This window comes from Neorhizobium sp. T6_25 (assembly GCF_002968555.1).
GTDB lineage: Bacteria > Pseudomonadota > Alphaproteobacteria > Rhizobiales > Rhizobiaceae > Neorhizobium.
In genome coordinates, this window is the sequence record NZ_PVBL01000006.1 from 12,762 (window position 1) to 33,076 (window position 20,315).

Consider the following 20,315-nt stretch of genomic DNA (forward strand, 5'->3'; position numbering starts at 1 on the left):
TAGACGAAGATGGTAGGTTTAGCGGCCTGTTCTGACGGCCCGCCACCTGACCTTTAGCTTTGATTTCTGGGCGGCAAAACAAAACTGTTCGGCAGAGAGACCGAGATGGCGGTTATGCCTCTTCCGAACTCTCGCCGAATTCGGCTGTGTCGCCGAGTTGAACGTACGACAGCGGGCGAGGACCTGGAGAAGACTTCGGAGCCCGGACATCCAGCTCATCGGACAGTCGATGAAGCCCACGTAATGAATTCGACCTGCAACTGATACGTAACTCAGGTCCAGCGCGCCCCCGACCACTGCATGGAAAACGACCACCTGCCGGTCATTTTCTTAGGTTGCGGAAAAGTCGGCTGTCGCCGTGTAACGCGATTTATCGGCTATTGAATGATCACGGACTTTCGAGGAAGCCCTATTGCGGTGTGGCGGCGAGGGCAACCGACCTTTTCCTCAATGGGCAGACGCAACGGCCTGCTCGTCGATATTTGCGCGAGCATAAATCTTTCGGGCGATGATTGCTAGCACGAGCAGCGTCACCATCCCAACTAGGCAACAGCTAGCAAAGCCGGTTGAGAAAGACTGGCGGGCCGCCTCAAGCCAGGCCGGCACAACGCTCTCTTGAAGAGCCCTTGCGGTTTCGACCGCACCACCGATCGTGGTTTTGACCGCTGCCCTCCCAGCGGCATCGAGCCCGGCAACATTCACCCCGTCCATCAGCATCCGATAGATCAAGGTGCCGAGGCTGCCGAGTAATGCAATGCCGAGGGCGCCCCCGAATTCGGCACTTGTCTCTGAAATCGCCGAGGCGGAGCCCGACTTTTCCGGCGGCGCGCTTCCGACAATCAGGCCGGTTGTCGTCAGAACGACCGGCACGAAACCGATAGCGATCACCATGGTTGCGCCGAGAACTCCGAACAGGCTTTCGCAATAGGCGGCGATCGACATCAAAAACATGCCCGCCGAGTTTATCACCAGGCCCAGCAATACGGTCCGGACCGGGCCGAAACGGTTGGTGAACCGATAGGCTTGCAAGGACATGACAGTGAAGACGATCGACGAGGGAACCGACCAGAGAGCCGCCTCGAGCGGTGTGAGGCCCAGCACGAACTGGAGGAACAGGTTCTGGTAGAGAAAAACCCCGAACACGAAGAACATCCCCGCAAGGTTTACCAGAAGCGACGCCGTGAAGGCGGGCAGAGCAAAGAGCTTCAGATCGATCAGAGGATCCGCCAGGGTTTTCTGACGGCGCACGAACAGCCAGCCGACAACGAGCCCGCCGCCGATGGGCAGCAGATGACGAATGTCAAAACCGTCTGCCGCCACATGTTTGAAGCCGTAGATGATTGGCAGCACGGTCGCGAGCGACAGCAGCACGCTCAGAAGGTCAAGCCTGGCGCCGTCCGCGCTCTTGTATTCCGGCAGCAGGATGGGAGCCGCGATCAGCAGGATGAGCATGACCGGGATGTTGATGAGAAACACCGCGCCCCAGTGGAAATATTGCAGCAGAAAGCCGCCCAGCAGCGGCCCGATCAGGCCACCGAGGGCAAAAGCCGTGCCCCAAATGCCGATGGCCCGGTTACGTTCCGCCTCGTTGCTGAACAGGTTGACGATCAGCGACAAAGTTGAGGGTGCAATCGTCGCGCCGGCAATGCCGAGAAGCGCCCGCGACACGATGAGTTGTTGCGCGGTGGTAGAAAAGGCCGCAAACGCCGAGGCGACGCCGAAGGCGGCGGCTCCGATCAGCAGCACGCGGCGACGACCGATCCGATCTCCCAGCGTGCCCATCGTAACCAGGAAGCCAGCAACCATGAAGCCGTAGATGTCGTTGATCCAGAGGAGTTCGGAGGCCGACGGGTCGAGATCTGCGACGATTGCGGGAATGGCCAGGAACAGGATGGACAGATCCATCGAATAGATGAGGCAAGCGATCGAGAGCACGCACACCCCGATCCATTCCCTGCGTCCGGCAAGGTTCCGGCCTGCTTTGGCACTTCCGGTGTGCATCGAACTCCTCCTATAGTGGAGGCGGCAATGTGACGCGCCGGATGAAAAATGGCAACGCTCCAACTTTTGAGCGTCCGGTTTGAGATACGCCCGAGCCAGCCCGACGCGGTTACGACCGGGCGGTAGGCAGGATTTTCAGGTGAACCAATTCACTCCTCGAAGGTTGACACGTTGGTCCGAAAAACGAGGAGGTCAGCATGCTTGACGTGCAAAAGGCCAGGCATCAGACAGCCAAAGTAGATGGGGTCGACGTGTTCTATCGCGAGGCAGGGCGACGCGACGCGCCCGGTCTGCTGCTGCTTCATGGCCAACCCAGCTCATCCTACAGTTTCCGCGACGTTATCAGCCCCTTGGCCAGCGTGGCCCGGGTCGTTGCACCCGATCTCCCCGGCTTCGGTTTCACGGAGGCGCCCGATGACTATGAGTACACGTTCGACGCCATGGCGCGGACGGTCGATGCCTTGACGAGGGAGATCGGGTTGGAGCGGTTCTTCCTCTACATCCACGATTTCGGGGCACCGGTGGCCTACTATCTGGCGCTGGCCCGCCCCGACCGCGTGCTTGGGCTCATCATTCAGAACGGCAATGCCCATGAGGAAGGCCTCGGTCCAGTTTGGGGGGCCAGCAAAGCCTACTGGGCGGAACCCACATTGGAGAACCGCGCGAACCTGCCCGAATGGCTCAATTTCGAAGGAGTGCGGCACACATATGTCGGCGACATCCCGGATAGGCTCAAACCGCAGTTCGCGCCAGAAGGCTGGCATCTTGACTGGGAACGGATGGCCCGCCCCGGACTGGTCGAAATACAGTTTCGCATCTTCAGCGACTATGGCCGCTATGTCGCCCGCTTTCCGGAGATTTCGGCCTATCATCGCGATCATCAGCCGCCGGCGCTACTAGTCTGGGGGCGGCACGACCCATATTTTGAGCTCGACGAGGTATTGGCTTATGCCCGCGAACTCGACCGGTTGGATATGCACGTTTTTGATGGGGCGCACCTTCTGCTTGAGACGCATCATCAGGAATGCGCCGCTCTTATGTGCGAGTTCATTGTAAATTCATGGAGCACAATGCCCAAGGGGGCATAGGCCGGCCGAGATCAAGATGGGGCCGAACCGACCGGTTTCGATTTTTCTCGCCCCGACCGCGCTGAGGACGGTGGCTGCGGAGCTGTTCGGCATAGACTGCTGTATCGACAACTTGCTTACCTCGCGGCAGGCTCCGCCCTCCCCTGGCGTTCGCTTCCTTGAAGGCCTCACGCACAGCGGTGACACCTGTGGTTTCGCCGGCTCCAAAAAGATTCGGAGCCTCTGAGACAAGAGATGGCCGGCGCGGGGATGGCTGTCGCATACCTGTAATAGTGTAACCTTAGGTTAGAACGGCTCCAGACTTGGGGCAAATCCGAACTTAGAGGCGAGCCAATGAACGAGCACACTTCCCAGAAAATATTCCGAACGACTCAGCTTGAAGATGCGAATGGCGATGGCCACAACACAAGCGTTAACCCGACCATGGGTGAAATCATCGGCAAGCGTTTCTCGCGCCGGAATTTTCTGCAGGGCTCGCTTGCCGTCTCAGCAATCGCGGCCACGGTGAGCCCCGTCGCCCTGATGAGCGCGGACGAGGCGCGTGCCCAGGATAAGAGCGGCTCCGCCTTCAAGTTCGCCGAAGTGGAAGCGGGCGTTGATGCCAACCACCACGTGGCCAGCGGTTATGACGCCGATATCCTTCTGCGCTGGGGCGATGCTGTCCTGCCCAGCGCGCCGACATTCGATCCGGCCAAGCAGACGGCTGACGCGCAGAGCAAGCAGTTCGGTTACAACAACGACTATGTCGGCTACATTCCGCTAGAAGGTTCAAGCGAGCACGGCCTGCTCGTCGTCAATCACGAATACACCAACCCGCACCTGATGTTCCCGGGCCTCGTCAAGGTCGTGGATGGCAAGATCAAGCAGGGCGCGCTCAGCAAGGAGCAGGTGGATGTCGAAATGGCGGCCCATGGCGGCACCATCGTCGAAATCCGCAAGGCCGGCGGCAAGTGGCAGGTCGTCACCGACGGCAAATACAATCGCCGTATCACTGCCAACACTCCCATGGAAATTACCGGCCCGGCCGCTGGCAACGATCGCCTGAAGACCAATGTCGATGCGACTGGCACGCGCGCCATCGGCACGATCAACAACTGTGCCGGGGGCGTCACGCCGTGGGGCACCTACATCATGGCGGAAGAGAATTTCCATGGCTATTTCTCCGGCACGCTGCCGGAAGGCCATAAGGAGGCCGCCAACTACAAGCGTTACGGCGTTCCGGAAGGTGGCTATGAGTGGGCCAATTTCTACGACCGCTACGATCTCGCCAAGGAACCGAATGAGCCGAACCGCTTCGGCTGGATCGTCGAGGTTGACGTCATGGACCCGGCCTCAACGCCGAAAAAGCGCACCGCGCTCGGCCGTACGAAGCACGAGGGCGCCGAGTCGATCGTCGCCAAGAACGGCAAGGTCGTCTTCTATCTCGGCGACGACGAACGGTTCGACTATGTCTACAAGTTCGTGACCGAAGGCACGTTCAACCCCAACGACCGCGCGGCCAACATGAACCTTCTCGACAAGGGAACGCTTCACGTCGCCAAGTTCAACGAAGACGGCACCATGCAGTGGCTGCCGATGATCCACGGCCAGGGGCCGCTGACCGCCGCTAACGGATTTAACAGCCAGGCGGACGTGTTGATCGAATGTCGGCGCGCGGGCGACGTGCTCGGTGCCACGAAAATGGACCGGCCAGAGGACGTCCAGCCGAACGGCGTCAACGGCAAGGTCTACGTGATGCTGACCAACAACACCCGCCGCAAGGGCGACCAGGTGAATGCCGCCAATCCGCGCGCAGAAAACGCCTTTGGCCACATTATCGAGATCGCCGAAAATGACGGCGATTTCACCGCGACCTCCGGCAAGTGGGAAGTGCTTCTGAAGTGCGGCGATCCTTCCGTTGCGGCGGTCGGCGCGACCTTCTCCACCGAGACCACCAAGAACGGCTGGTTCGGCATGCCGGATAACTGCGCCGTCGATTCCGCCGGCCGGCTCTGGGTCTCGACCGACGGCAACAACAACAAGGCGACCGGCCGAACGGACGGTCTCTGGGCCGTCGATACGGAAGGTGAAGCCCGCGCCACCTCCAAGCTCTTCTTCCGCGTTCCCGTCGGTGCCGAGATGTGCGGGCCGCTCTTCACCCCGAATGACGAAACCGCCTTCGTCGCCGTCCAGCATCCGGCCGATGGCGGCGAGGACTGGCCGGGCCATGGCCGCCCCTCCTACTACGAGGACCTTTCCACCCGCTGGCCGGACTTCAAGCCCGACATGCCGGTGCGACCTGCAGTCGTTGCGATCACCAAGGTGGGCGGCGGCAAGATTGCCGTCTGACACTTATCAACGCGGTATCGAACCGCAACCAGAGCGGCAGCGAGGCTGCCGCCTGGCTATGAATGCCGGCCGGGGTGAGTGCATCATCCCGGCTCGCAGCAGACGGAGGCTATCCGCCTTACGAAGTTGGAGAGTTCATCGGCGGTAATCCAAGGGCGTCAGGACAAAATTGAAATCGGAGCGCCAGATCGTCGCTTCATCGATCCGCTCGAAGGGAGCGATCAGGCTGTCTTTCACCCCAAAGACCGCATCCGACTCCAGATAGGGATCGTCGCCGACAAACGTGTGGGTGACGAGCTTCTGGTATCCCTCCGCAGTGATCAGATAGTGGGTATGGGCAGGGCGATATGGGTGGCGGCCCAGCGATCTCAGCATCTGGCCGACCGGACCGTCATCGGGGATCGGGTAGGAAACCGGCTTGATGCCGACGAAACTATAGGCGCCGTCAGCGCCCGTCACGAAGACCCCGCGATTATTCCATCTTGGCTGAATGTCCGGCTGCTGGACGTCGTAGAACCCATCGGAATTGTCCGACCAGACATCGATCAGCGCACCCTCAACAGGGTGGCCGTCAAGATCCAGCACGCAGCCGGTGAAAAGACAACTCTCGCCCCTGCCGTCCAGAGAGATCGTCTGCCCCATCTGGCGCACTGGCGCTCCCTCGACGTGAAACGGCCCGAATACAGTGTTTTCCGTTGCCCCGTCGGGCCGGCGATTGTTGATGGCATCGACCAGCATGGAAAAACCCAAGGCGTCGCTCAGCAGGATGAATTCCTGCCGCTCGTCGTGACAAAGATGGCCTGTCCGGGTGAGGAAGCTGATTGCCGTCTCCCACTCCTGCTGGGTAAGGCTGACATCCTTTGCAAAGGCATGCAAATGCGTGACAAGCGATGCCATGACCTCGACCAGTCGTGGCGCAATGTCCTGAGCCATACGTGCGTTGACCGCTTCTGCGGATTTTTCCTCGCTGAAATATCGAGACATTGAAACTCCTCCGAATGCGTTATTGCGGCAGCGCGCCTTCCCAGGCGTTTTGCAGCAGGGCGCGGATCGCCTGGCGCTCTATGGGACGCGGGTTCCAGTACGGGTTGCGGGTGGCCAGATCGGCCGCACGGTCAAGATCGGCTTCCTTCATACCGAGATCTCTCAACGCCGTAGGAGCGTTGATCGACCCGGCAAAGTCGTAGAGACCGGCTCCTAGTGAGCCACCGAAGAGGTCGGCCGCCGACTTCAGTTCATTTGCGGCTGCATGGGCGTTATAGGCGGCGGAATGCGGAAGCACGATCGCATGGGTTTCTGAATGCGGCAGGTCGAAGCTGCCACCCAGCGTGTGGCAGAGTTTGTGGTGCAGGGCCATGCCAACGGTTCCAAGCACCGTTCCGCAAAGCCAGGCTCCATAGAGTGCGTCCCCGCGCGCGCCGAGATCTTGCGGGTCGTTCAGAATCCGTGGCAATGCCTGCTTCAGAGCGCGCAGACCTTCCATTGCCATCATCGAGGAGATCGGATTGCGATCCCGTGCGTAAAGACCTTCTACGGCATGGGCCATCGCATTGAGACCGCTGCTCACGCTCATGGCGACCGGCAACCCGATGGTCAATTCGGGATCGTAAATGACCACCTCGGGCAGTATGCTGGCCGCCCGGACGGTCGTCTTTTCACTGTTTTCCGTCTGGCCGAGGATCGGCGTCACTTCCGAGCCGGCATAAGTCGTCGCTACCACGATCTGAGGCGCATCGTTGCGATAGGCGATCGCTTTCCCGAGCCCGATCGTCGATCCACCCCCGAAGGAAACGACGCAATCGGCTCCGGCGGCACGATAAGTTTCCATCGCCCGCTCGGTCACATCGACCGGCGTGTGCATCGTGGCGTCGGTAAACAGCCCGACCGAAAGCGGGCCGAGGGTGGCGGCAACACCTTTGGCTTCCGTGTTTTGATGCGGGGTGGACAGGATCAGGGCGCGCTTGCAGCCCTGCCCCGTGATTGCGTCGGCGAGTTGGCCAAGCGAGCCAGGCCCGAAAATGACCCTTGCAGGACCGATATTATATTGGAAGGACGCTACCACACCCATCAACTCCGTCTTCGTTGCGCCATGTTCAACGATCGAGCTTGAACAGCGAAAGTGCATTGGTCCTGCCGATCTTCAGGCGATCTGCCTCGGAGATCGTGGCGCTATCAAACCAGTCGGCGGCGTGGTCGATATTCTCGAACGGCCAGTCGGTCGAGAACAGGATCCTGTCAGCGCCGATTTCGAGCATGGCATCGATCAGCGACTGGGTGCGGAAATTTCCCGACGTGGTGATGTAGAAGTTCTCGTTGAAATAATCTGCAATGCGGCGCTTGGCAGGATAGCTCTTTTCGACCTTGACCCAAGCATTTCGGTTGTCGATCCGCCACATCATATAGGGCAGCCCCTCGCCCATGTGACCGACAATGATGCGCAGACCGGGATGCTCGTCAAAGAGACCTGACCCCATGAGCCGCAGCGCATGCACGGCGGTTTCCTGTGCAAAGGCCCAGGTCGGGCCCATCAGCCACGAGTGGCCGGCATAGATCCGGCTGTCCTGTGGCAGCGGATTGCGCGGGTGGAGATAGAAAGGAACGTTGAGCTTTTCCACCTCCGCCCAGAACGGGCGGTATTGCGGCAGGTCGTAGTAAAGCGGAGTCGAGCCGTCGCCTTCCTGCGAGAACCCGTTCACCAGCGCGCCGACGAACCCCATCGTCGTCACGCAGCGTTGAAGTTCCTCTATCGCCGCATCCGGATCCTGCAGGGGCAGCGCCGCAAAACCCAGAAAGCGGTTGGGGTTCTTGAGGCATTGCTCCGCCAGGAAATCATTGGCGCGGCGGGAAATTTCCAGCGCCTTGGTCTTGTCCGGGATCGCCTGCACAGCCGGAGCATTCAGCGAAAGGATCATCTTGTCGATGCCTTGGGCGTCCATCAGCTGCAGGCGCTTGTCCTGTATGTCCAGAAGGCGGGCCGATAGTTCCGTCCAGTAGTCTCCGGGCACGAAACCCGCCGAATCCTGCAGCGTGTCGGGAATGGCGAAGTGTTCTTCAAGCGCTATTTTACCTTGCACGATACTCTCTCTTTCGTGTCTCAAATCTAGAATGGACGTGTACGGATCAGTACTGACCCTTGGGCGGCAGGCCTAAGAGATGCTGGCCGACCATGGTCCCAACGGCGTCCCAGTTCATCGAAATGTGGCGTCCGACGGCATTCGCATCCCGCCATGCCCGCTGGACGGGGTTGGCCATTTGAAGACCGAGACCGCCCGTGGAGGCGTTCAAGGCTACGACCGCCTGAAGGGACAGGCTGACGGCGAAGGACTGCGTGCGCCGCGCCAGAATCCTGTCTTCATCGGTGATCTCGACCGTGCCGTTTTCGCGTGCCTGCGCCAGCTGCTGTGCCCACGCCACGTCACGCAGCATGATTTCGCGTGCTGCATCGATCGATGCCGATGCCTCTGCTACCCTCAGTTGGATGGTCGGAAACTCGGCGATCTTGTTGTTACCCCCCGCGACTGCGCCGCGCGTGATCCGCGTGCCCATATGGTCGAGATAGCTTGTCAACGCGCCTTTCGCGGCGCCGATGGCAGCGCTGCCGAGACAAAACGGAATCCCCATGAGGAGCGGAATGTTGAAAAGGCCGATGCCCTCATATCCCCTCCCGCCCGGCGTTCTGCCCGTAGTCGCATCCGGGAAGGCCAGGATACGGTGCTCGGGCACGTGGACGTCTTTCAGGATCAGGCTCTTGGAACCGGTACCGGCCAGACCGACGACATCCCAGGTCTCGGCGATCGTGTAATCGCTTGCAGGCACCAGGAGAAAGGACGGGACGGCGCACTCTCCTTCGACTTTTGGCGGGATGATGGCAGCACACAATGCCCACTGCGCATTTTCGCAACCACTCGCAAAGGCCCAGTCGCCGGAAAGGCGAAATCCGCCCTCCACGCGCTCCGCCATGCGTGTCGGCGCATAGGAACCGCATACAAGTGCATCGGCGTTCGTGCCCCAGACTTCCTGCTGAACCCGTTCGTCGAACATCGCAAGAAGCCACTGATGCGCGGAGAGAAGTCCCGCGACCCAGCCGGTCGAGGCGCAAGCCGATGACAGCTCGATATTGGCATCGACCAACTCTGCAAAGGAGCCCTGGTCGCCGCCGAAACGGCCCGGCTTGAGAATATCGAAATACCCGACGCCGCGCAGCAGGTCGATATTGCGGGCCGGCACCCGCCCCGCCTTCTCGGTATCACGAGCAGCGGCGCGGATCTCATCAAGAACCGGCGCGATGCGCTTGGCAAGACATGGGTTTTCTGCCCGCATCGAAGCGGGAAACAAGGCTGCTGTATTGTTCATGGAACTGCCCTCAGTTATGGGAGGTAAAAGGCGCGTGCTGTGGCGCGCAATAATTCGAATTTTCGTACATTAACGGGGTGGTATCGTTGGAAAGACGGGTGTCTATCACCTGGCCGATGAAGATCGTATGGGTTCCATAGGGAACGGCACCCATGCGACGGCAAATCACGGCGGCATGAGCCGAATCCAGGACCATCATGCCCCGTTCGTGGCGAACCCAATCGGCCGCTTCGAACCGGCGTTCCGGAGCGATCTTTCCGCTGAACCCTTCCGATACGGAAACCTGTTCGTGCGTCAAAACGCTGACGGCAAATTCCGGCACTTCCAGCAGCATGTCGTGCAGGTAAGTGCGGTTGTTCAGGCAGATGATCAGCGACGGCGGATCCATGGAAAGCGATGTCACCGCCGTTGCGGTCATGCCGTGGTCGGCTCCATTGCGACAGGCGGATATCACGGTAACCGTCGCCGGAAACCTGCGCATGGTCGCGCGAAACGCATCGCTGATAGGCGGAATTGCCGGTATGAGGCCGGCGGCAGCTGTGGCAGACATGAGTTCCTCCCGAGTCTCCTTGCCGTCAAATTATTGCAAACGCAACTATTGTCAATGCAAATTTTTGACTGCGGGCAGTTTCTCGTTCGATGTCCATCCTTTTTGTGAAGTGATCCAGCGGCTCGTGTTGTCATTTGGGCCATTTAGGTGCATGTCGGAACAAGCCGCGGTCAGCCGCACACGAGATTTCGCCAGCAGACTGAGACATGTACAAACTTACCGATTCAGTTCCCTACCTGCTCAACCGTGCGGGCGTGCGTATCGCCGAGGTCTTCTCACAACGAATTGCCGAGAACGATCTCAGCGTTGCCATGTATCGAGTGTTGGCCATGTTGAGGGAGCGCAAGGAAAGCACGCTTGGGGACCTTGCCGACGTCGTCTCGGTTGAGATCTCCACCCTTTCGCGGCTCGTCGGCACTCTGGCGAAACGCAAGCTGGTCTCGAGAACCCGTCCCGAGGACAATGGCCGTATCGTCATCGTTCGGTTGACCCCGCAGGGAGAGGCAATGACCGAAAAGCTGATGCCGCTTGCCATGGAACTCGAGGCCACGGCTGTACAGGGCATGTCCAAAGAGGAGGTCACCGCGCTGAAAAGTGCGTTGAGGCGGATGCACAGCAATCTGCCGGCCCTGTCCGGTAAAGGGAAAACCAGCGACCAGTAAATTTGCACTTGCAAATATTTTATCTGCAAGTATCTAATGGCGCGTCAATCGTTGTCCTGGCATCATCTCTCTTCGGGATGAGGGTCCGGTGTGGGAGGAAACACGCCGACGACGATCCGGAGGATTTGTACATGGATCGATGCTGGCCTGCCGATGGCGGGAGCGTACTTCCTGTACTCAAATGTGTGGGGAGGGAAAATGACCATACAAGATGTCGCTATCGCCAAGGAACGCGTCCGCAGCCCGAATATGATCATCGCCCTATGCGGCCTGTTGATCCTTTTCGACGGTTACGACCTTATCGTTTATGGTGCGGTTGCACCTTCACTGCTTCGAGAAGCAAGCTGGGCTCTGACGCCCGGCATGGTCGGAAGAGCCGCGTCAATCACCCTGTTCGGCATGCTGCTCGGCGCCCTGATTGCCGGGACCCTTGCCGACAGGATTGGCCGCCGCAAAGTCATAATCGGGAGCCTCCTGAGCTTTTCGGTGATGATGATCGGCAGCGGTTTGGCTCCGAGCTTCCTGATTTTCGAAGGAACCCGTTTTCTTGCCGGTCTTGGCCTGGGCGCGCTGTTTCCGACGGTAACTGCCTTGATCATCGAGTTCTCCCCGCCAAAGCGGAAAGCCATGGCGTACTCGACGGCGCTTCTCGGTTATCTCGCTGGCGGCATCATCTCCGGCATTCTCGGCATTATGCTGATCGAGACTTACGGTTGGCGCGTGCTTATGATCATCGGTGGCGCGCCCATACTGCTTCTTCCGCTGTTCCTGCGCCTCCTTCCGGAATCGCCGGAATGGCTGGCGACTAAGAACCGCCAGGCAGAAGCCAATCGGATAGCTGATCAGTATGGGTTGCCCAATCCCAATCCAAGGGCTGCTGCTCTGCGTCAGGTAGGTATCAAGTCGCTGTTTTCCGAAGGCCGCCTGTTGCCGACATTGAACGCCTGGGGCATCCACTTCTGTTCGCTTCTGCTTACTTTCGGCATGGTGAACTGGCTGCCGACCATCATGAACAAGATGGGTTACGACCTCGGTTCCGCCCTTCTCTTCTCCGTCACGCTCAATCTTGGCGCGGCGGTCGGTCTGCTGATCGGTGCGAGAATTGCCGACCTTGGCAACGTCAAGATCGTCGTGGCGGCAATGTTCCTCCTCGGCGCATGCTCGATCTGGATGTTGACCCAGGTAGGCCAGGGCCTTCAGGTCTACGGTCTGGTCGCGCTGGCTGGAACCGGAACGATCGGAACGCAGATTCTGGCCAATGTCCTGGTTGGCAATCTCTATCCGGTCGAGATTCGCGGCACCGGCCTTGGCTTTTCGCTCGGCATCGGTCGCGTCGGGGGAATGATCGGGCCCGCCATCGGCGGTGCCGTCCTGGGAGCAGGCCTTGCACCGCAATGGAACTTCTACATCTTCGCGACCGTCGGTGCGGTGGGCTGTGTTCTCGCTCTGACGACACTGCTGTACAAGAAAAAGACGGCTTGAATTCTCGCCCCGGGCCTTGGCAGGTCAAGGACAACCAAATCTGCAGGTATTGAACCCGAGAATCTAGGAGGCGGCTTTTCACAAAGCCGCCTCTTACTCTTGTTGTCCGGGCAGAGGTACGGTTTCAATGCCTCTGATGCCAATCCTGTCGGCCCTGGTTCGATTGCTAGAAAGCCAGTTGCACCTTCATCGACCGGGTTCTGTCGCCGGCGGCTTCAAAAGCCTCCACGGCATTGTCGATCGGGAAGATGCCCGTGAGCAGCGGCTTCAGATCGACGCGACGCTTACCCATAAGGTCCACGGCAAGACCGAATTCCTCGTGGAAACGGAAGGTGCCCTTCATCTCGATTTCCTTGGCGACCACGATGTTCTGCGGGATGGCGACGTCGCCGCCGAGACCGAGCTGGACCACCGTCGAGCGGGGCCGGAGCACTTCCAGGCCGGCGCGGACGGCGCGTTCGTTGCCGGAAGCCTCGAACTGTACGTCGAAATAGCCCTTGTTTGCGGAATAGGCGGCAAGCTGTTCCGGATTGCTGGCGACGTCGATGACCCGATCGGCGCCAACCGCCAGCGCCTTCTCGAGGACCGCACCCATCACGTCGGTCACGACGATCTCTCGGGCACCATGGGCACGGGCAGCGATGATCGCCAGCGCACCGATCGGACCGCAGCCGGTGACCAGCACGCGCTTGTCCGCAAGCGAGCCGGCGCGGGCCACCGCATGCAGCGTGACCGCGAACGGCTCCGCCATCGCCGCTTCGTTGATCGAGACGCCGTCCGCTATCCTGTGGCATTGCCACTGTTCGGCAATCAGACGCTGGCGGAATGCACCCTGGATGTGCGGCATCGGCATCGCCGAACCGTAGAAGCGCATGTTGAGGCAATGGTTCTGCTGCCCCTTCAAGCAGTAATCGCAGGCATTGCAGGGACGGCTCGGCGACACCGCCACCCGGTCGCCCACGGCCAGTCCGGAAACGCCCGCCCCCAGTGCCCTGACCGTACCCGCAACCTCGTGGCCGAGGATCATCGGCTCGCGCACGCGCACCGTACCGAAGCCGCCGTGATTGTAATAGTGCAGATCGGAGCCGCAGATGCCGCCGGCTTCTATGGCGACCTCCACCTGTCCGCGACCGAGGTCTTCCACGTCCCTTTCCTCGATGCGCAGGTCCTTGGCGGCATGAATGACGACGGCTTTCATGGACTTATCCTTAGAGAACGGGTGTCGGCAGGGCGGCGCCTGAAAAATGGGCGGCGAGATTGTCGCGCACCAGCTTGCCCATCGCCTTGCGGGTTTCGATCGTGCCGGACGCATGGTGCGGTTGCACCAGCACATTGCCGAGCGTCAGGAAACGCGGATCGAGGTTCGGCTCGCCTTCGAACACGTCGAGTGCCGCAGATCCGAGCCCTCCGCTTTCGAGTGCGGCGAGCAGCGCTTTCTCGTCGATATTGGAAGCGCGCGAGATGTTGATCAGCATGCCTTCGGGCCCGAGCGCTTCGATCACATTCCTCGAAACGATATGGCGCGTGACAGTCGAGGCCGCCAGCGTCACGAACAGGAAGTCCGAATGCCGGGCAAGTTCCACCGGATCGGCGATGAACGTCATGCCATCGGCAAACGGCTTCTCGGCAACGTCGCTATAGGCGATGTCCATCTCGAAGCCCTTGAGGCGTTTGGCGACCTCGAAGCCGATGCGGCCGAGGCCAAGCACGCCGGCCTTTCGGCCCCAGACGCGGCGCTTCAGCGGATAGAGGCCTTGTGTCTCCCAACTTCCGTCCCGGACCCAGGCCTCGGCGCCGATCATGCCACGCGATTGGATCAGCATCATCGCCACGCCGAGATCGGCCACGTCATTGGTCAGCACATCGGGCGTATTGGTGACCCGGATGCCGCGCGCCCGGCAGGCGTCCAGATTGACCGCGTCGTAGCCGACACCATAGACCGAGACGATCTCCAGCTTCGGCAGCCTGGCGATCATTTCGGCGGAAGCGCCTAGCTCGCCCCGCGTGGCGATGGCGCGGATACCGGCGGCGTGGTCCTGAACAAAAGCATCGCGGTCTTCAGCCTCGTAGAGCTTGCGCACGTTGTACTGCGCTTCCAGCTCTTCGAGATCCCATTCCGGGTAAGGCCCGACGAGCAGGATGTCCGGCTTGGCCATTGGTTTCCTCCATTGCGATGTAGATGATGGTTTGTCGCTGCCCGTGTGGCGGGCTTTACCTAAAGGCAGGTTGTGATGCCGCCGTCGACATAAAGCGTGTGCCCGTTCACAAAGGAGGAAGCCTTGCCGGCGAGAAACACTGCTGCCCCGACGAGCTCTTCGGCATCGCCCCAGCGGGCTGCCGGTGTGCGTTTCTCCAGCCAGGACGAGAATTCCGGGTTATCGACCAGTGCCTGGTTCAACGGGGTCTTGAAGTAGCCGGGTGCGATCGCGTTGATTTGCAGGCCGTGTTTTGCCCAATCCGCGCACATGCCGCGCGTCAGGTTTTTCACCGCGCCTTTGGTGGCCGTGTAGGGAGCGATGCCCGGGCGTGCCAGCTCGCTCTGCACCGAGGCAATGTTGATGATCTTCCCCTGCCCTCGGCCGATCATATGGCGCGCCACTGCCTGGCCGACATAGAAGACACTGGAGACGTTGGTCTTCATGAGTTGCTCCCAGCGATCGGCCGGAAACTCCTCGAGCGGCGAGCGGAACTGCATTCCGGCATTGTTGATCAGGATGTCGATCGCCCCGATCCCGCGCTCGATCGCCTCGACCCCGCGTTTGACGGCATCGGGATCGGTAACGTCGAAGTCGGCCGCCCTCGCCTCATAACCTTCATTCTCCAGGCTATCGGTCGCGACCTGAAGCTTCACGGGGTCGCGGCCGTTCAGCACGACGGAAGCGCCATGCTGCGCAAGCCCCCGCGCAAGCGCCAGCCCAATGCCCTGCGACGAGCCCGTCACCAACGCACGCCGGCCGGCCAGATCAAATAATGGGAAGGTCATTCAAACCTCTTTACGAAAAGAAAGACCGTCGCTTGGCGCGACAATTGCGGCCAGGCTCAGATATCGACGGCCAGGCCCTTGGCTTTCAGCACCGGCTCCAGTTTGCTGACCTCGATCACCGACTTGCCCTGCTTATAGGCGGCGATATAGCCGGCTTCGGCATCCTCGCGGGCCTGCGAAAGCACGGCGGCTTCCTGTGCTTCAGCGCGGCGGACAACGACCAGCCCGTCGGCATCACCAACGATGATGTCGCCCGGATTGATCGTTTCGCCACCGACGATGATCGTGTCGTTCACCGCCGCAATGGTTTCCTTGACGGTACCCTTGATGCAGACGCTCAGGGAGAAGACGGGAAAACCGAGGTCCCTCAGTTGCAGCGTGTCGCGCACCCCCGTATCGGTCACCAGGCCGCCGATGCCCTTTGCCAGGCAGGCATTGGCGAGTACGTCACCGAACGAGCCAGCCTCTTCGTATTCGCCAGCGGACACGACGATGATGTCACCCGGCTTGGCATAGTTGATCGCGAGTTGAAGCATGATGTTGTCACGCGGCGCGCATTTGACCGTGAAGGCCGGACCGCACAGCTTCATCCGGTAATCCACCGGCTTCAGGCGTGAGGAGAGCGCCCCGCGGCGTCCCTGCGCTTCGTGGATGGTCGCCGGCGAAAATTTGGAAAGTACCTCGATGTCGGCTTTGCTCGGCCGTTCGGCGATGTCTTTAATGTGGATCATGGAAACTCCCACGGTTAGGCCGACGGCGGGGACGTCCCGCCGCCTGCGGTCTTCGATGATTTGCAATTGGATGGAGTACCCGGACCAAAGGCCTCAGGGGATCGGGTCGAACTTCAGTTCGGAGAGTGGCACGACCTTGTCGTTACGCGTCATCTTGTATTCGGTATTCGGGCCAAGCCACTTGTCCCAGATCTTGTTGAGGTCGCCGGAGGTGTCGAGCTTGCGGAGCACCTCGTTGATCTTGGCCGTCAGCGCGGGATTGTCCTTTGCCATGCCAATCCCGATGGGCTGGAACAGCATCGGATCTTCGATCATCCGCATTTCCTTGCCCTTGGACTTGGATTCGTTGACGAATTTCGTCGTCGTCATCGTGTTGGCCACCATTCCGCGCGCCTTGCCCTGCTGGACGGCAAGATAGGCGGACGCGGTATCCTGGAAGGTCAGCGGGTCGGACTTGTTGAGCTTGATCGACATCTCGGAAGTCGAGCCCTTGGTCGAGGCAATGCGCTGGCCTTCGTAATCGACCTTCTTCTTGCCGGGATCGTCAGCCGGAACGATCAGCATTTCCTTGGCAAGGTAGTAGGGATCGCTGAACTGGATTTGTTCAGCGCGGCTCAGCGTATAGGCCAGATTGGCAACCGTGATGTCGACGCGGCCGAGCTTGACTTCCGGCACGCGCGCTTCGACCGAGACCGGCTTGATTTCGGCCTTGACGCCCAGCTCCTTGGCGATCGCATTGCAGAGGTCGACGTCGAAGCCGGCCATCTCGCGGGTCTTAGGATCGGGTGCCGCGAAAGGCACCACGTCGGCAAACGTCGCGCAGCGAAGCGTCTTGGCCGACATGATCGTGTCGAGTTGATCCGCTTTTGCCGGCAAGGCCGCCGAGACACCTGCCAGCACGGCGGTAAGAGTTGCGTATTTCCAGTTCATTGCTGTTCTCCTTTGTTATTGGTGGTGAGTGTCAGTGTCGCAGATCGGCGAGGAACCGCTGAGCACGGGGATGGCGGGGGGTCTTGAAAAACTCGTCGGGCGGGGCCGTTTCGAGGATCTGTCCCGCATCGATGAACCAGATGCGGTCGGCGACATCGCGCGCGAAGCCCATTTCATGCGTAACGCAGATCATGGTCATGCCTTCCGATGCCAGGCTCTTCATGACCGCCAGCACCTCGCCGACCATTTCCGGATCGAGGGCGCTGGTCGGCTCGTCGAACAGCATGACTGGCGGCTCCATGGCGAGTGCGCGCGCTATTGCCACCCGCTGTTGCTGCCCGCCTGACAGTTGGCCGGGATAAGCCCGCGCCTTGTCGGCGAGCCCAACGCGATCGAGAAGCTTCAGCGCCTTCTCATGGGCGACATTCGCAGCCACGCCCTTGACGCGGATCGGCGACATCGCCACATTTTCGACCACGGAGAGGTGCGGGAACAGGTTGAAGTTCTGGAATACGAAACCGATCCGGCTGCGCAGCAGGTTGAGCTCCCTCGCCCGCATTGCCGCATGGATGTTCTGACCATCCAGGGTGATCGATCCGCTGTTGATCTCCTCAAGACGATTGATCGTACGGATCAGGGTGGATTTCCCCGAACCGGAGGGGCCGCAGATCACCACGACCTCGCCTCGGGCAACTTCGGCGTCAATGTTCTTGAGGACCGGATAATCGCCATAACTCTTGCAGACGTCCGAAAGGTGGATTGTCTGCAACTGCTGGGTCTGCGCGGCTGAGGTGCTCATAGCTGCTCCGATAAGATTTTGGCCGGCACGAGGGCCACCGGCCCTGCGCCGCCGGAGAGCCCCGCGCGGCGGCGCGTGATGCGGCGCTCGAGTATGTTGGCGACATGCGTCAGGCTCCAGCAGATCGCGTAGTAGACGACCGCGAGGATGAAGAAGACCTGGAAGGGCTGCGTCAGAAGCTGGTTATTGACCTGGCTGGCCGCAAAAGTGAGGTCCGGGACATTGATGACATATCCGAGCGTCGTGTCCTTTATCGTCGAGACGAAGGTCGAGATGATGCTCGGAATCATGTTGTAGAGCGCCTGCGGAAGAATGATGAAGCGCATCGCGCCGAGAGAGCTGTGCCCGAGCGCGCGGGCGGCATCAATCTGGCCGCTGCCGAGTGCGACAATGCCGGCGCGTACGACCTCGCTCAGGAAGGCGCCCTGGTAAACGACGAGCGTGGTCAGCATCGTCACGAAGCTCGGAACGTCTGCGCCTGTCCAGAGGGGCACGAGGAAGTAACTCCAGAGGATAAGCATCAGGAGTGGCACACCGCGGGTTATGTAGACGAGTGCGGTGACCGGCCACCGCAGCAGTCGCCATTTCGAAAGTCGTGCGAGTGCAAACAGGATGGCGACCGGGAAGGCGAGCATGATGCTGAGCGCCGACAGGATCAGCGTATTTGCAAGCCCGCCGAGCGGCCCATTCGGATACTGACCGATCAGCAGCAGAAGCCAGTAGTCCTGGATGATGGCAACGACATCGTTGATCATGCGCGTGCACTCCGGGCCGGATCGGCGCGCATCGAGAGATAGGCGCCGGCGCCCATGATCAGGAGCGAGAAGAACAGGTAGAGAGCCGTACCGACCAGGTAGATTTCGAAGGTGCGAAAGCTCAGGTTTTCGACTTCCTTCACGGCGTGCGTCAGTTCGGACGCACCGATGACGATGGCGAGACTGCTGTTCTTGAACAGGGAAACGCTATGGTTGATGAGCGGTGGAAGTGCATTGCGCACGCCCTGGGGCATGATTACGAAGCGCATCGCCGAGACATAGCTGTGCCCGAGAGCCTTGGCGGCTTCCATCTGGCCCGGGCTTACGGAGCGAAGGCCGGACCGCAAGTCCTCGCTGAAATAGGCTGCCTGGCAGAGGCCGAGGCCGATGACGGCGAAGATCGTTTCGGCATTGTGGGCCGCGAGCCACGACGTCAGGCCTGGTGGGAACAGGGTGAATATGCCGAAATACCACAGCATCAGCTGCACGAGGGTCGGCACGTTGCGATGGTAGGAGACATAGGCGGCCACGGCCCTGTCGCCGAAGCGGAGCGGCGAAAACCGGATGCACAGAAGCAGCAGCGCGAGGGTCATGGCGAGCAGCCACGACCCGGTATATATGACAAAGGTCATCTCGATGCCGTGCAAAAGCATCGCGGTATATTCGGGGTTCCTCAGGATGGCCCAGAGATCGAATCCGTTCACCGCCCCGGCTCCTTGGAACTGTCCGGACCTGCGGGAGCCGGCTGCGGCCGGGCTGTCTGCAGGCCGCCCATCACCTGCAAAGTTGGCGTGATTTCCATATGCCCGATATTGACCGCGACCGGCGCGGCGATCGCGAATGCTATGGCTTCGGCGATATCGGCTGCCTGCGGCAGCTCGAAACCATCGATGAACCGTTCGCGAATACCGGGATCGTCGCCGTGCACGTGATTGAAAATGTCCGTCGCGACGCGCCCGGGGCAGATTTCCGTCACCCGCACGCGCTTGCCGAAGGCATCGATGCGCAGCTGGTTCGACAGCATGGCGACGCCGGCTTTCACTGCGTGATAGATGGAGTTGCCGCCGAAATTGTAGTTGCCGGCGATCGAGGAAATGTTGATGACATGGCCCCGATCGCGGGCGACCATTCCGGGTACGATCAAACGGCAAATGTGCAGGACGGCACGGAGATTGACATCAACGAGCAGGTCGATATCGCTCTCGTCCGCTTCCAGAAATTTCTTCGGCCGATCGACGCCGGCATTGTTGACGAGGATATCGAACTCGACGCGACCGGTCAGTTCGGCGAGTGAGGGGCGGTCGGTGACGTCAATCACATGAGCGATGCAGCCCGTGCGTTTGGCCAGAGCCTGCAGAGCGTCGCCGCTGCGTGCGATCGCGTGGACCTCGATACTCTCACGCCGAAGCCGCTCCACCACAGCGGCGCCGATACCGGAGGAGGCGCCGGTAACCAGTGCGGTCTTGTAATCGGAGAATGGCATTCGGATCCCCTTGTTGTTGCTGCAGACAGTAGCGAACCTTTAATCTCTTGCCTAAGACCGATTATTTGTGGAGCAATAAGCAACGGCTATGGAGGCTCGGCTCCACCATGTCGGCAGGGGATCATCATCGGGCGAGACCATCCTCGGGCGACGATCGCGATCGGCAGCGT

Annotated in this window: 19 protein-coding genes; 4 read left to right on the forward strand and 15 right to left on the reverse strand. The window is 60.4% G+C overall.

The window, feature by feature from the left end; genetic code table 11:
* Positions 1 to 447: 447 nt before the first annotated feature.
* Positions 448 to 2,001: an MFS transporter gene (locus tag C5L10_RS09910; protein ID WP_105429511.1), complete on the reverse strand. Its 1,554-nt coding sequence runs from the start codon at positions 1,999 to 2,001 to the stop codon at positions 448 to 450.
* A gap of 197 nt (positions 2,002 to 2,198) precedes the next feature.
* On the opposite strand from C5L10_RS09910, the gene C5L10_RS09915 reads away from it, so the two are divergent.
* Both C5L10_RS09915 and C5L10_RS09925 read left to right on the forward strand, forming a co-directional pair.
* On the forward strand, positions 2,199 to 3,089 hold the full coding sequence (locus C5L10_RS09915; protein WP_105429512.1) for an alpha/beta fold hydrolase: 891 nt from the start codon (positions 2,199 to 2,201) through the stop codon (positions 3,087 to 3,089).
* A gap of 333 nt (positions 3,090 to 3,422) precedes the next feature.
* Positions 3,423 to 5,417 (forward strand): PhoX family phosphatase, encoded by a 1,995-nt coding sequence (locus C5L10_RS09925; RefSeq protein ID WP_105429514.1) that lies wholly within the window; start codon positions 3,423 to 3,425, stop codon positions 5,415 to 5,417.
* A 135-nt stretch (positions 5,418 to 5,552) separates the two neighbouring features.
* Here C5L10_RS09925 and C5L10_RS09930 read toward each other — a convergent pair whose 3' ends face one another.
* From C5L10_RS09930 to C5L10_RS09950, 5 genes are read right to left on the reverse strand one after another with little or no spacing between them, the layout of a single operon-like run.
* Positions 5,553 to 6,401 (reverse strand): dioxygenase, encoded by an 849-nt coding sequence (locus C5L10_RS09930; protein WP_105429515.1) that lies wholly within the window; start codon positions 6,399 to 6,401, stop codon positions 5,553 to 5,555.
* Positions 6,402 to 6,420: 19 nt separating this feature from the next.
* Positions 6,421 to 7,479, reverse strand: a complete 1,059-nt coding sequence (locus C5L10_RS09935; protein ID WP_105429727.1) for a maleylacetate reductase — start codon at positions 7,477 to 7,479, stop codon at positions 6,421 to 6,423.
* A 31-nt stretch (positions 7,480 to 7,510) separates the two neighbouring features.
* A complete protein-coding gene (tsdA, locus tag C5L10_RS09940; protein ID WP_105429516.1) occupies positions 7,511 to 8,491 on the reverse strand; it encodes a gamma-resorcylate decarboxylase in 981 nt (326 codons plus the stop codon).
* A 46-nt stretch (positions 8,492 to 8,537) separates the two neighbouring features.
* A complete protein-coding gene (locus tag C5L10_RS09945) occupies positions 8,538 to 9,770 on the reverse strand; it encodes a flavin-dependent monooxygenase (protein ID WP_105429517.1) in 1,233 nt (410 codons plus the stop codon).
* Between the two features lie 10 nt (positions 9,771 to 9,780).
* Positions 9,781 to 10,320 carry a flavin reductase family protein gene (locus C5L10_RS09950; RefSeq protein WP_105429518.1) on the reverse strand — a complete coding sequence of 180 codons (540 nt, stop codon included), beginning with the start codon at positions 10,318 to 10,320 and terminating at the stop codon, positions 9,781 to 9,783.
* Between the two features lie 206 nt (positions 10,321 to 10,526).
* Between C5L10_RS09950 and C5L10_RS09955 the strand changes: the two genes are divergently transcribed.
* Positions 10,527 to 10,982, forward strand: a complete 456-nt coding sequence (locus C5L10_RS09955; RefSeq protein ID WP_105429519.1) for a MarR family winged helix-turn-helix transcriptional regulator — start codon at positions 10,527 to 10,529, stop codon at positions 10,980 to 10,982.
* Positions 10,983 to 11,180: 198 nt separating this feature from the next.
* Complete coding sequence (locus C5L10_RS09960; RefSeq protein ID WP_105429520.1) at positions 11,181 to 12,464, forward strand: aromatic acid/H+ symport family MFS transporter; 1,284 nt, start codon at positions 11,181 to 11,183, stop codon at positions 12,462 to 12,464.
* A gap of 166 nt (positions 12,465 to 12,630) precedes the next feature.
* Here the strand turns inward: C5L10_RS09960 and C5L10_RS09965 are convergent, their stop codons facing one another.
* The 9 genes from C5L10_RS09965 to C5L10_RS10005 form a co-directional block, all read right to left on the reverse strand.
* Positions 12,631 to 13,662 (reverse strand): L-idonate 5-dehydrogenase, encoded by a 1,032-nt coding sequence (locus C5L10_RS09965; RefSeq protein ID WP_105429521.1) that lies wholly within the window; start codon positions 13,660 to 13,662, stop codon positions 12,631 to 12,633.
* Between the two features lie 10 nt (positions 13,663 to 13,672).
* A complete protein-coding gene (locus tag C5L10_RS09970) occupies positions 13,673 to 14,620 on the reverse strand; it encodes a 2-hydroxyacid dehydrogenase (RefSeq protein WP_105429522.1) in 948 nt (315 codons plus the stop codon).
* Between the two features lie 59 nt (positions 14,621 to 14,679).
* Positions 14,680 to 15,447 carry an SDR family oxidoreductase gene (locus C5L10_RS09975; protein WP_105429523.1) on the reverse strand — a complete coding sequence of 256 codons (768 nt, stop codon included), beginning with the start codon at positions 15,445 to 15,447 and terminating at the stop codon, positions 14,680 to 14,682.
* A 56-nt stretch (positions 15,448 to 15,503) separates the two neighbouring features.
* On the reverse strand, positions 15,504 to 16,178 hold the full coding sequence (locus C5L10_RS09980) for a 4-carboxy-4-hydroxy-2-oxoadipate aldolase/oxaloacetate decarboxylase (protein ID WP_105429524.1): 675 nt from the start codon (positions 16,176 to 16,178) through the stop codon (positions 15,504 to 15,506).
* 93 nt (positions 16,179 to 16,271) lie between these two features.
* On the reverse strand, positions 16,272 to 17,108 hold the full coding sequence (locus C5L10_RS09985) for an ABC transporter substrate-binding protein (RefSeq protein WP_105429525.1): 837 nt from the start codon (positions 17,106 to 17,108) through the stop codon (positions 16,272 to 16,274).
* A gap of 31 nt (positions 17,109 to 17,139) precedes the next feature.
* On the reverse strand, positions 17,140 to 17,907 hold the full coding sequence (locus C5L10_RS09990) for an amino acid ABC transporter ATP-binding protein (RefSeq protein ID WP_105429526.1): 768 nt from the start codon (positions 17,905 to 17,907) through the stop codon (positions 17,140 to 17,142).
* Positions 17,904 to 18,662 carry an amino acid ABC transporter permease gene (locus tag C5L10_RS09995; protein WP_105429527.1) on the reverse strand — a complete coding sequence of 253 codons (759 nt, stop codon included), beginning with the start codon at positions 18,660 to 18,662 and terminating at the stop codon, positions 17,904 to 17,906. The genes C5L10_RS09990 and C5L10_RS09995 overlap by 4 nt, the downstream gene beginning before the upstream one ends.
* The gene (locus C5L10_RS10000; protein WP_105429528.1) at positions 18,659 to 19,366 is read right to left on the reverse strand and encodes an amino acid ABC transporter permease; all 708 of its coding nucleotides are present in this window, start codon (positions 19,364 to 19,366) and stop codon (positions 18,659 to 18,661) included. Before C5L10_RS10000 ends, C5L10_RS09995 begins: the two co-directional genes overlap by 4 nt.
* Positions 19,363 to 20,145 (reverse strand): SDR family oxidoreductase, encoded by a 783-nt coding sequence (locus tag C5L10_RS10005; protein WP_105429529.1) that lies wholly within the window; start codon positions 20,143 to 20,145, stop codon positions 19,363 to 19,365. The genes C5L10_RS10000 and C5L10_RS10005 overlap by 4 nt, the downstream gene beginning before the upstream one ends.
* Between the last annotated feature and the right edge of the window lie 170 nt (positions 20,146 to 20,315).

Excerpts from the sequence above, each read along its gene's own strand:
- C5L10_RS09945 (WP_105429517.1), bottom strand. The coding sequence starts at position 9,770 with ATGAACAATACAGCAGCCTTGTTTCCCGCTTCGATGCGGGCAGAAAAC.
- C5L10_RS09910 (WP_105429511.1), bottom strand. The coding sequence starts at position 2,001 with ATGCACACCGGAAGTGCCAAAGCAGGCCGGAACCTTGCCGGACGCAGG.
- C5L10_RS09955 (WP_105429519.1), top strand. The coding sequence starts at position 10,527 with ATGTACAAACTTACCGATTCAGTTCCCTACCTGCTCAACCGTGCGGGC.
- C5L10_RS09915 (WP_105429512.1), top strand. The coding sequence starts at position 2,199 with ATGCTTGACGTGCAAAAGGCCAGGCATCAGACAGCCAAAGTAGATGGG.
- C5L10_RS09990 (WP_105429526.1), bottom strand. The coding sequence starts at position 17,907 with ATGAGCACCTCAGCCGCGCAGACCCAGCAGTTGCAGACAATCCACCTT.
- C5L10_RS10005 (WP_105429529.1), bottom strand. The coding sequence starts at position 20,145 with ATGCCATTCTCCGATTACAAGACCGCACTGGTTACCGGCGCCTCCTCC.
- C5L10_RS09970 (WP_105429522.1), bottom strand. The coding sequence starts at position 14,620 with ATGGCCAAGCCGGACATCCTGCTCGTCGGGCCTTACCCGGAATGGGAT.
- C5L10_RS09995 (WP_105429527.1), bottom strand. The coding sequence starts at position 18,662 with ATGATCAACGATGTCGTTGCCATCATCCAGGACTACTGGCTTCTGCTG.
- C5L10_RS09985 (WP_105429525.1), bottom strand. The coding sequence starts at position 17,108 with ATGAACTGGAAATACGCAACTCTTACCGCCGTGCTGGCAGGTGTCTCG.
- C5L10_RS09930 (WP_105429515.1), bottom strand. The coding sequence starts at position 6,401 with ATGTCTCGATATTTCAGCGAGGAAAAATCCGCAGAAGCGGTCAACGCA.
- C5L10_RS09965 (WP_105429521.1), bottom strand. The coding sequence starts at position 13,662 with ATGAAAGCCGTCGTCATTCATGCCGCCAAGGACCTGCGCATCGAGGAA.
- C5L10_RS09960 (WP_105429520.1), top strand. The coding sequence starts at position 11,181 with ATGACCATACAAGATGTCGCTATCGCCAAGGAACGCGTCCGCAGCCCG.
- C5L10_RS09980 (WP_105429524.1), bottom strand. The coding sequence starts at position 16,178 with ATGATCCACATTAAAGACATCGCCGAACGGCCGAGCAAAGCCGACATC.
- C5L10_RS09950 (WP_105429518.1), bottom strand. The coding sequence starts at position 10,320 with ATGTCTGCCACAGCTGCCGCCGGCCTCATACCGGCAATTCCGCCTATC.
- C5L10_RS09925 (WP_105429514.1), top strand. The coding sequence starts at position 3,423 with ATGAACGAGCACACTTCCCAGAAAATATTCCGAACGACTCAGCTTGAA.
- C5L10_RS09975 (WP_105429523.1), bottom strand. The coding sequence starts at position 15,447 with ATGACCTTCCCATTATTTGATCTGGCCGGCCGGCGTGCGTTGGTGACG.